Origin of the sequence: Streptomyces albidochromogenes (assembly GCF_005981925.1) — a bacterium.
Lineage (GTDB): Bacteria > Actinomycetota > Actinomycetes > Streptomycetales > Streptomycetaceae > Streptomyces > Streptomyces albidochromogenes.
Map to the genome: position 1 here is coordinate 1 of NZ_VBVX01000254.1, position 10,026 is coordinate 10,026.

Consider the following 10,026-nt stretch of genomic DNA (forward strand, 5'->3'; position numbering starts at 1 on the left):
CCGCCCACCGGCCCCCGCCCGGTCAGCCTACGTCGCCGCCCTCGTCGAGGAGGCCCGCGTCGTGCACCAACAGGGCGATCTGGACACGGTTGTTGAGGCCCAGCTTGGCCAGGACGCGCGACACGTGGGTCTTGACCGTCGGCACGCTCATGTAGAGCGTCGCGGCGATCTCCGCGTTGGACTGCCCCCGGCCGACGGCGACGGCCACCTCGCGCTCGCGCTCGGCGAGCCCGTCGAGCCGCCGCGCCGCCGTGGGCCGGCGGGGGCCGGCCGAGGACTCGGCGACATGGCTCATCAGCTGCCGGGTGACGGCCGGGGAGAGCACCGGGTCACCCGCCGCCACCCGCCGCACCGACTCGACGATCTGGGCGGGCGGAGTGTCCTTCAGTACGAACCCGGCCGCCCCGGCGCGCAGCGCCCGCAGCACCTGTTCGTCGGCGTGGAAGGTGGTGAGGACGACGACCTCCGGGGCGTCGGGCCGGCCGCGCAGCACCTCGGTCGCCGCCAGGCCGTCCATGACGGGCATCCGGATGTCCATGAGGACCACGTCGGGCCGGTGCTGGTCGGTCAGCGCGGCGGCCTCGGAGCCGTCCGCCGCCTCCGCCACGATCTCGATGTCGTCGGCCCCGCCGAGCATGAAGGTGAGCCCGGCCCGTACGAGCGGGTCGTCGTCGACGATGAGCAGCCTGATGGTCATGCGGCCCACGGTAGCCAGGCGCCGACCCGGAACCCGCCGTCGGGCGTCGGTCCGTGGGAGAGCCGGCCGCCGGCGAGGGCGGCCCGTTCGGTCAGGCCGATGAGGCCCTGGCCGGAGCCGGGGACGGACGGGGCGTCGCCCCCGGGGGCGGGGTTGCGCACCTCGACGGTGAGGCCGTCGCCGGGGGCGCCGGTCAGCGTCAGGGTGACCTCGGCGCCGGGCGCGTGCTTGCGGGCGTTGGTGAGGCATTCCTGGGCGATGCGGTAGACGTTGCGGCCGGTGGCGGCGGGGACGGTTTCGGGCCCGTCGATGCGGTTGTCCAGGGTCACCTCCATGCCGGCCTCGCGGGACTCCGCGACGAGGGCGGCGAGGGTGGCGAGGGTGGGCTGCGGCCGGTGTTCGTCGCCGGCGGCGGGCCCGCGCAGTACGCCGATGACGTCGCGCAGGTCGTTGAGTGCCTCGTGCGCGCTGTCGCGGATCACGCCGGCGGCCCGGGCCACCTCGGCGGGCGGGGCGTCGGGGCGGAACTCCAGGGCGCCGGCGTGGACGCTGAGCAGGGTCAGGCGGTGTGCGAGCACGTCGTGCATCTCGCGTGCGATGTCCTCCCTGGCCAGCCGCTGCGCCTTCTCGGCGCGCAGGGCGGCCTCTGCCTCGGCGCGGCGCGCCCGGTCGCGCAGCGACACGACGAGCTGGCGGCGGGAGCGTACGAACATGCCCCACCCGATGACCAGCAGGACGATCACGAGCGTCGCGACGGCGGAGACCACGAGGGGCAGGGAGGGGTCGGGGCGCAGTACTGACTGTGTCAGACCGCCCACGACGGCGGCGGAGCCGACGGCGGCGACCACCTTGAACGGGCGGTGCACGGTGAGCGTGAACAGCGCGACGAGCTCGGCTCCGGACGCGACGGGCGCCACGGCGGAGACGGCGACGAGGGTGACGGCCAGGCCCACGGGCCAGCGGCGCCGCACCCACAGGGCGCAGCAGGCGGCGGCGCCGACGAGCTGGTCGAGGAAGACGACGAACGGGGGGTTGCCGACGCTGTCGGCGACATCGGCGGCGGCGATGCCGAGGAGCGCGGCGAACAGGAACATCAGGATGTCGACGAACCAGTCCCGCGGTGTACGGCGCGGCCGCCTGCCCCGGTCTCCCGGCAGATCGGGGTCGGCGATCGCCGAGGGCTGGAGCCAGCGGTACTCCTGATCGGTCATGTCGACAAAGCTACGGTCACGGAGGCCGGTTCCCGGCACGGGAGCGGCGGACGGCGACCAAAGTCGCGCGGTCTCAGACTTTCGGCGCACCACCGGATTCCGACGGCCGACGCGGGGGGCGGCCGGGCGGCGCGACGATCGGCGCATGAAGAAGATTCTTGAGGTCGCCGGGTTCGTGCTGTTCGTGGCGGGTGCGTCGGGTCTGGTGCACGAAGTCACCGGGTGGATGCCGAAGTTCTTCGGGTTCCTTCAGTTGCTGCCGTTCCTGCGGGGTCACGAGATCTACACGAACATCGTGCTCGCGGTCGTGGGCGTGGCCCTGATGGCCGCCTCCGACCGCTTCCCCCGGCGGGCGTAGCAGCGCCGGGCGGGGACGCCCGGCCCGCTACGGCCGCGTCACCGCCCGGCGTCCCCACATCGTCCCGGCCAGCACCAGTACGCCGCCCACAAGGCCCGCCGCGCCGAGCCGTTCGCCGCCGATCGCGATGCCGGCGGCCGCCGCCCACAGGGGCTCAGTACCGAGGAGGAGGCTGACGCGGGACGGGGAGGTACGGCGTACCGCCCACATCTGCGTGAAGAACGCGAAGGGCGTGCAGAAGACGGAGAGAAAGACCAGCCCCGCCCACTCGCGCGGCCCGAAGCCCGCCGCGACCGTCCAGGGTGCCGGGCCGGTGCCGGGGACGGCCGCCAGGACCACGAACACCGCGACCGCGCCGCCCAGTTGCACCGTCGTCAGCGACAGCGCGTCCGCGCCCCGCACGGACTTCGTCCGGGCCATGGCGAGCACGTGCACCGTGCGCGCCCCGGCCGCCAGCAGCATCAGCAGGTCGCCGAGCGAGGGCGTGGTGAACCCGCCGCCCTGGGTCAGGAGCACCACGCCGGCCACCGAGAGCCCCGCCGCACCCAGGAACGCCCGGGGCGGCCTGGTCCGCGTGGCCACGGCCTCGGCGAGCGGCGTGAAGATCATGGTGAGGCTGATGATGAGCCCGGCGTTGGTGGCCGAGGTGTGCACGACGCCGTACGTCTCCAGCAGGAAGATCACGCTCAGTACGAGCCCGAGCGCCCCCGCGCCGCGCCACTGCGCGGCCGTCAGCGTGCGCAGCCTGCGCAGGCCGACGGCGACGAGCACCGGCAGGACGAGGGCGAAGCGCAGGACCAGGACGGCGACCACGGTCCGCGCGGTGGTGATGTCCTTGGCGGCGAGGTAGCTCGCGCCCCAGACGACGGCGACGAGCAGGACGGGCAGGTCGGTCAGCCACGCGGCCCTGCCCGGCGACGCGGCCGCGGGTCCGGGCGCGGGGGCCGTCGCGGGTACGGGTACGGCGTTCGGCGATGATGCGGCGGCCACGGTCGCGGTCTCCCCCGGGAAAGGCGGTGTGGAGACTTCGGCGGCTCGCACGCGGAACGATCACCGTAGCGGCGCGGCCCTCACTCGTCGAGTGCGAAGGCGTAGGACGCCCTGCCGGTAAGCCGGTACGTGTGCATGGCGATCCCGGACTCGGTGGTGGCGCTGCCCGTCAGCTCGAACGAGGTCGGCAGCCCGCCGTCGTCGAACAGCCGCTGTCCCGCGCCGAGTACGACGGGGAAGAACTGCAGGTGGTACCTCGTCATGTGTCCTGGCGGGTCACCCGCTGCGGCTCCACGCTCGCACGGAACGCGTCGGCGGACCCGGACACCGCGTCCGTTTGCCGCCGGTGCCGTCGACTTCCAGACGGTTTCCTTGAATCCGCAATCACTACTGACTGTCGCGGACCTGAGGAAGAGGCATTCGACATGGCTTCACTGAACGGCAGGACGGCTCTCGTCACCGGCGGCAGCCGGGGCATCGGCGCGGCGATCGCCCTGCGGCTGGCGCAGGAGGGCGCGGACGTGGCCCTCACGTACGTACGGGACGAGCAGGGCGCCCGGGAGGTCGTCCAGAAGATCGAGTCGGCGGGCCGGCGGGGCATCGCCCTGCGGGCCGACGCGGCGGACCCGGCCGCGGTGACCGCCGTGGTGGGCCGCGCCGCCGACGAGCTCGGCCGCCTCGACATCCTGGTCAACAACGCCGGAATCGGCGTACTCGGCCCGGTCGAGGACCTCACCCTCGCGGACGTCGACCAGGTGCTGGCCGTGAACGTGCGGGCGGTCTTCCTGGCCTCGCAGGCGGCGGCCGGCCGGATGGAGCGCGGCGGCCGGATCATTCCCATCGGCAGCTGCATGGCCCAGCGGGTGCCGGGTCCCGGCGGAACGCTCTACTCGACGAGCAAGGCGGCACTGACCGGCCTGACCAAGGCCCTGGCGCGGGAGCTGGGCGGCCGGGGCATCACGGTCAACCTCGTCCACCCGGGGCCGATCGACACGGACTTGAACCCGGCGGACGGCCCGTACGCCGCGTCGCAGAGCGGGCTGACGGCCCTCGGCCGGTTCGGCACCGCGGACGAGGTGGCGTCGGTGGTCGCGTTCCTGGCGGGCGACGACGCCGCCTACATGACGGGGTCCGAGGTGGTGGTCGACGGCGGCCACGCGGCGTAACGGCCGCGGCGCGGGCGAGCGAAAAAGGACGGAGTGCACCGGGGCCGTCGCGACCCGGTGCACTCCGCGTTCAGTGGTCCGGCGGCCGGGTCAGCCGCCGAGCTCCTGGTGGCGGGCCGCGAGCCGCGCGGCGCCGGTCCCGGTCAGGGAGCCGAAGAGGCGCAGGCGCGAGATGCCGCCGTCCGGGAAGATGTCCATCCGGATCTCGGTGGCCGCGGGCGTCGCGTCCAGCACGAAGCGGTGGTTCGTGTCGGGCTGGAGCCGGGTCCTCGGCAGGATCTCGGTCCACTCGCCGTCGGCGCCGTCGCGCACCGAGAGCGTCGCCCAGCCCGCCGAGTTGCCCTTGAGGTACGCCGTGTCGATCTCGACGGCGCGGATCTCGGCCTGCTCCACCAGGTGGTAGTGGATCCAGTCGTTGCCCTTGTCTCGGCGGCGGCGGGTCTCCCAGCCGTCGTCCATCTTGTGCGAGCGGCCCGGCTGGATGGTGTTGGTGGCCGGGGAGTAGAAGCGGTCGGAGGCGTCCTCGACCCGGCCGCCGTTCTCCAGGGCGACGAGGTCGAACGTACCGAGGGTGGCGAGCCAGGCCGGGTCGGGTGCGACCTCGCCGTACACCCGCAGGCGGGCGATCCCGCCGTCGGGGTGCTGGTTGACGCGCAGGTGCGTGAAGCGCTGCTCGACGTCGACGGCGAAGCCGTTGGCCGCGTGGCCGCCGACCGCCGTACGGGGGACGAGGGTCACCCACTTCACGTCGCCGGCCAGCAGGTCCTCGGGCGAGGGCGAGCCCGGTACCGACGCGGCCTCGACCGAGACGGCCTGCGGGTAGTTGCCCCGGAAGTGGGCGGTGTCGACGACGATGCCGCGTACGACGCCGGGCGCTCCCAGGCGTACGAGCGCCCAGTCGTGGTCCTCGTCGGTCGGGTGGGGCTGCTGGGCGCCGACGCCCCGGCGGCGCCGGGTCTCCCAGCCGTCCATGATCTTGCCCTTGTGCCCGAAGTGCTCCGGGTCGAACTCGGCGGCGCCGGTCCGCAGCATGTTCTCGCGCTCGGCGAAGAACTCGTCGTTGGCCGCGATCACGCCCGCGCCGAGCCGCCGGTCGGCGAGGTCCGCGAAGTGGGTGAAGGGGAAGTCGGCGGTGCGGTAGTCGGCGTACGGGTCGCCGCCGCCGTACGGGTTCGCGTCACCGGTGAAGGAGGGGATCGCCACGGTCAGTTCTTCCTTTCGAGCAGCCGGCCGGTCGGCTCGGCCAGGGTGCCGTTGTCGGCGATGCGCACGCCCCGCAGCCACGTCGACCTGACGACGCCGTGCAGGGTCTTGCCCGCGTACGCCGTCACCTGGTTGCGGTGGTGCAGCTCCGCCGGGTCGACGGTGAAGGTCTCGTCGGGCGCGAGCACCGCGAAGTCGGCGTCGCGGCCGGCCTCGATCGCGCCCTTCTGCGCCAGGCCCGCGAGCTCGGCGGGCGCGGCGGACATCCAGCGCACCACGTCCTCCAGCGAGTGGCCGCGGCGCCGGGCCTCGGTCCAGATCGCGGGCAGGCCCAGCTGGAGGGAGGAGATGCCGCCCCACGCGGACGCGAAGTCGGGGGTCTTGAGGTCGGTGGTGCACGGCGAGTGGTCGGAGACGACGCAGTCGATCGTCCCGTCCGCGAGCCCCTGCCACAGCGCGTCCTGGTTCTCGGCCTCGCGGATCGGCGGGCAGCACTTGAACTCGGTCGCCCCGTCCGGCACTTCCTCGGCGGTCAGGGTGAGGAAGTGCGGGCAGGACTCGACGGTGATGCGCACGCCCTCGCGCTTCGCGGCGGCGATGAGCGGCAGCGCGTCCGAGGACGACAGGTGCAGCACGTGGACGCGGGCGCCGAGGCGCCTGGCGTGCGCGATCAGTCCCTCGATCGCGGTGTTCTCGGCGTCGCGCGGCCGCGAGGCGAGGAAGTCGGCGTACGCCGGGCCGCTCTTCTGCGGGGCGGTCTCCAGGTGGTGCGGGTCCTCGGCGTGCACGATCAGCTGGCCGCCGAAGCCGGTGATCTCGGCCATCGAGCGCGCGAGCTGCTCCTGGTCGAGCTCGGGGAACTCCTCCACGCCCGAGGGCGACAGGAAGCACTTGAAGCCGAAGACGCCCGCGTCGTACAGCGGCCGCAGGTCCTTCACGTTGGACGGGATCGCGCCGCCCCAGAAGCCGACGTCGACGTGCGCCTTGGGACGGGCGACGTCCTGCTTGGTGCGCAGGTTGTCGACCGTGGTGGTCGGCGGCAGCGAGTTCAGCGGCATGTCGAGGAGTGTGGTGATGCCGCCCGCGGCGGCCGCGCGGGTGGCGGTCCAAAAGCCCTCCCACGCGGTGCGGCCGGGATCGTTCACGTGGACGTGGGTGTCGACGAGGCCGGGCAGCAGGACGTCGTCCGCGAAGTCCTCCAGCCGGGCGCCGGCCGGCACCTCGGCGTCGTACGGCAGCACAGCCGCGATCTTCCCGTCGGTGACGGCCACCGATGCGGCGCGCGTCCCCTCGGGGGTGACGACGCGCGTCGAGCGCAGTACGAGGTCCACGTCGGGCACCCTGTCCCTCACTTCCGTACAGGAGAATGAAATTCAACGAACTGTTGAAGAAGTCTTCACTTCGCGGTGCGGCCCGTCAAGAGCACCCCCTCCCCGCTTGGACGTTTCCACAAAGTGGAAGTGGAATTTCGGTCAGCAGAAGGTGACTATGTACGAGGGGAGTGTCCCGCCTCCATCGTCGGTGACCGCCGACACAGGGACAAACACCCTCTGACCGGCAGGGACGGCGTGACGCGGACCGTGTGCTCCGCGCACCCGCCGGGTAGGCTGCTGCCTTGCCATTCCGCCTCGAAAGGACCGTTGACGTGCCGTCGTCCAACGCCACCACCGACGCTTCCAAATCCGCCGCGCCCAGCGGTGGTGTGCAGTCCCTTGAGCGCGCCTTCGACCTGCTGGAGCGGATGGCCGACGCGGGCGGCGAGGTCGGGCTCAGCGAGCTCTCGGCCAGCAGCGGCCTGCCGCTTCCCACGATTCACCGCCTGATGCGCACGCTGGTCGCCTGCGGTTACGTACGGCAGCAGACGAACCGCCGGTACTCGCTCGGCCCGCGCCTGATCCGCCTCGGCGAGAGCGCGTCCCGGCTGCTCGGCACCTGGGCCCGCCCCTACCTCGCGCGCCTGGTCGAGGAGACCGGCGAGACCGCGAACATGGCGCTGCTGGACGGCGACGAGATCGTGTACGTCGCCCAGGTGCCCTCGAAGCACTCGATGCGGATGTTCACCGAGGTCGGCCGCCGGGTGCTCCCCCACTCCACGGGCGTCGGCAAGGCGCTGCTCGCGCACACCCCGCCGGAGGAGGTGCGCGCGCTGCTCGCCCGTACGGGCATGCCGACCGCCACCGAGAAGACCATCACCACGCCCGAGGGCTTCCTGGCGGCCCTGGAGCAGGTCCGCAGGGCCGGTTACGCCGTGGACGACGGCGAGCAGGAGATCGGGGTCCGCTGCCTGGCGGTCCCGGTGCCGCACTCCCCGACCGCCGCCGCCATCTCGATCTCCGGGCCGGCGGGCCGGGTGACGGAGGCCGCGACCGAGAAGATCGTCCCGATACTCCAGGAGGTCGCCCAGGACCTCTCGGTCGTGCTCACCAACAACGGCACGCAGGGCTGACCCCCGCGGCACCGGGCCGGCTCAGGCCGGTGCGCGGCCGGCCCGCGTCCGGCCGTCCGCCATCGTCACCACGGCGTCCGCCCGGTGCAGGTGCGCCCGGTCGTGGGTGACCAGGACGGTCGCCGTGCCCCGCTCGCGGGTCAGCGTGGCCAGCAGGTCGAGCACGGCCGCGCCCCGCTCGTGGTCCAGGGCGCTGGTCGGCTCGTCGACCAGCAGGACCGCGGGTCCGTTCATCAGCGCGCGGGCGATGTTCACCCGCTGGCGCTGGCCGCCGGACAGCTCGTGCGGGCGGCGGCCCGCCTTGTCCCCGAGCCCCACCGCGTCGAGCAGCTCCCGCGCCCGGTCGCGGGCCCGGCGGGGCGGGCGCCCCGTCACGTGGGCCATCACCTGGAGCTGTTCGGCCGAGGTGAGCGACGGCAGCAGGTTCGGCTGCTGGAAGACGATGCCGACGCGGTCGCGCCGCAGTTCCGCGCGCTCGGCCCGGCTCAGCGGGCCCGTGTCCGTACCGTCGACGACGACCTTTCCGCTGTCCGGCGGGGCGAGGGTCGCGGCGACCGCGAGCAGACTCGACTTGCCCGAACCGGACGGCCCGACGACGGCGGTGAGCGAGCCGGCCGCGACCTCCAGCGAGACGCCGTCGAGAGCGGTCAGCCGGGCGTCGCCGTCGGGGTAGGTGAGGGTCACGTGCGTGAGGGACAGGGTCATCGGGCGCTCCCGAGGGCGACGAGAGGGTCGACGGCGGTGATGCGCCGCACGGAGAGTGCGGCGCCGGCCAGGCCGAGGCCGGCGATGACGGCGACGGGCACGAGCAGCGTCACGGGGTCGAGGACGAACGGGACCGCGCCGGCGACGGCGCGGCCGGCCAGCACGGCGAGGGCGGCGCCCGCGAACGTGCCCGCGCCCAGCAGCAGGACGGCCTGGCCGAGCGCGTCGCGCAGCAGATACGGGGTGGAGGCGCCGAGCGCCTTGAGGACGGCGATGTCACCACCGCGCTGGATCGTCCAGACGGTGAAGAACGCGCCGACGACGAGCGCCGAGATGGCGAAGAGGAAGCCGCGCATGAGCAGGAGCGAGCCGTTCTCCGCGTCGTAGGAGGCCAGCGCGCTCAGCGAGTCGTCGAGCTCGCGGGACGCGGTGCCCGCCGCCCTGTCGCCGGCCGCCGGGTCGGCGCCGTCGGTGGTGGTCAGGGCGACGACGGTGGCCTGACGTGGCGCGTCCCCGCCGCCTCGGGCGAGCCGCTGCCAGTCGTCGAGCGAGGTCCACACCACGGGCGTGTGACTGTACGATGCCTCCCCCCGGACGGCGGCGACGGTCACCTGTACGGCGCCGAGCCGCACCGTGTCGCCGGGGGCGGCGCCCAGGTCCTCGGCGGCCCGTACCGACAGCACGGCGCGGCCGGACCCGAAGCCCTCGACGGCGGGCGCCGGTGACGAGCCGGGCTCGGCGCCGAACACCGACACGGCGGCCGTCCGCTCCCCGGCCCGGGCGTCGGTGGTCCGGATGCCGAGCGGTTCGGCGGCGGTGACACCCGGCTGCCGGGCCCAGGCGCGCCAGGCGTCCTCGGTCAGCGAGGAGTCGGCGAACGACACCCGCTGTCCCTCGGGCGGCCGGCCGAAGGCCAGCCGGTCGGCGGTGAGCGAGGTGATGGCCGAGGTGTTGTCCCTGGCCAGGCCGGCGGTGAGGCCGGACAGCAGGCCGACGAGCAGCGTGATCAGCACGACGACCGTACCCATGAGCGCGAACCGGCCCCCGGCGAACCGAAGATCTCTCCATGCGACGAACATGGCCCCAGCCTGGCCGCCCGGACGGGCGGGGACATCGCACCGCGGATCACCCCGACATCAATCCTTTGGTTGACGGAGCGACGGCGCCGGAGCCCTACGCTGGAAGCGCCATGGACCCCAGCTCTTCCGTTACCGGCTCCGCCCTCCCTCGCCTGCTCGCCCCTTCCTTCC

General features: G+C 73.6%; 11 protein-coding genes. 3 read left to right on the forward strand and 8 right to left on the reverse strand.

Annotated elements, in window-relative coordinates:
* Nucleotides 1-22: 22 nt before the first annotated feature.
* Nucleotides 23-697, reverse strand: a complete 675-nt coding sequence (locus tag E2E34_RS26040) for a response regulator (RefSeq protein ID WP_208765340.1) — start codon at nucleotides 695-697, stop codon at nucleotides 23-25.
* Nucleotides 694-1,908 carry a sensor histidine kinase gene (locus E2E34_RS26045; RefSeq protein ID WP_138904358.1) on the reverse strand — a complete coding sequence of 405 codons (1,215 nt, stop codon included), beginning with the start codon at nucleotides 1,906-1,908 and terminating at the stop codon, nucleotides 694-696. Before E2E34_RS26045 ends, E2E34_RS26040 begins: the two co-directional genes overlap by 4 nt.
* 145 nt (nucleotides 1,909-2,053) lie before the next feature.
* Between E2E34_RS26045 and E2E34_RS26050 the strand changes: the two genes are divergently transcribed.
* The gene (locus E2E34_RS26050; protein ID WP_138904359.1) at nucleotides 2,054-2,266 is read left to right on the forward strand and encodes a hypothetical protein; all 213 of its coding nucleotides are present in this window, start codon (nucleotides 2,054-2,056) and stop codon (nucleotides 2,264-2,266) included.
* Nucleotides 2,267-2,293: 27 nt separating this feature from the next.
* Here the strand turns inward: E2E34_RS26050 and E2E34_RS26055 are convergent, their stop codons facing one another.
* Nucleotides 2,294-3,256 carry a DMT family transporter gene (locus E2E34_RS26055; RefSeq protein ID WP_138904360.1) on the reverse strand — a complete coding sequence of 321 codons (963 nt, stop codon included), beginning with the start codon at nucleotides 3,254-3,256 and terminating at the stop codon, nucleotides 2,294-2,296.
* 80 nt (nucleotides 3,257-3,336) lie between these two features.
* Nucleotides 3,337-3,519 carry a dihydrofolate reductase family protein gene (locus E2E34_RS26060; RefSeq protein WP_208765341.1) on the reverse strand — a complete coding sequence of 61 codons (183 nt, stop codon included), beginning with the start codon at nucleotides 3,517-3,519 and terminating at the stop codon, nucleotides 3,337-3,339.
* Nucleotides 3,520-3,681: 162 nt separating this feature from the next.
* On the opposite strand from E2E34_RS26060, the gene E2E34_RS26065 reads away from it, so the two are divergent.
* On the forward strand, nucleotides 3,682-4,422 hold the full coding sequence (locus tag E2E34_RS26065; RefSeq protein WP_138904361.1) for an SDR family NAD(P)-dependent oxidoreductase: 741 nt from the start codon (nucleotides 3,682-3,684) through the stop codon (nucleotides 4,420-4,422).
* 90 nt (nucleotides 4,423-4,512) lie between these two features.
* Here E2E34_RS26065 and alc read toward each other — a convergent pair whose 3' ends face one another.
* A complete protein-coding gene (alc, locus tag E2E34_RS26070; RefSeq protein WP_138904365.1) occupies nucleotides 4,513-5,631 on the reverse strand; it encodes an allantoicase in 1,119 nt (372 codons plus the stop codon).
* On the reverse strand, nucleotides 5,628-6,965 hold the full coding sequence (allB, locus tag E2E34_RS26075) for an allantoinase AllB (RefSeq protein ID WP_138904362.1): 1,338 nt from the start codon (nucleotides 6,963-6,965) through the stop codon (nucleotides 5,628-5,630). Before allB ends, alc begins: the two co-directional genes overlap by 4 nt.
* 305 nt (nucleotides 6,966-7,270) lie before the next feature.
* Here allB and E2E34_RS26080 point away from each other — a divergent pair, with 305 nt between their 5' ends.
* The gene (locus tag E2E34_RS26080; RefSeq protein ID WP_138896977.1) at nucleotides 7,271-8,071 is read left to right on the forward strand and encodes an IclR family transcriptional regulator; all 801 of its coding nucleotides are present in this window, start codon (nucleotides 7,271-7,273) and stop codon (nucleotides 8,069-8,071) included.
* Between the two features lie 21 nt (nucleotides 8,072-8,092).
* Here E2E34_RS26080 and E2E34_RS26085 read toward each other — a convergent pair whose 3' ends face one another.
* Nucleotides 8,093-8,776 carry an ABC transporter ATP-binding protein gene (locus E2E34_RS26085; protein ID WP_138904363.1) on the reverse strand — a complete coding sequence of 228 codons (684 nt, stop codon included), beginning with the start codon at nucleotides 8,774-8,776 and terminating at the stop codon, nucleotides 8,093-8,095.
* Entirely contained in the window at nucleotides 8,773-9,855 is a 1,083-nt protein-coding gene (locus E2E34_RS26090; protein WP_138904364.1) for an ABC transporter permease, read from the reverse strand. Before E2E34_RS26090 ends, E2E34_RS26085 begins: the two co-directional genes overlap by 4 nt.
* Between the last annotated feature and the right edge of the window lie 171 nt (nucleotides 9,856-10,026).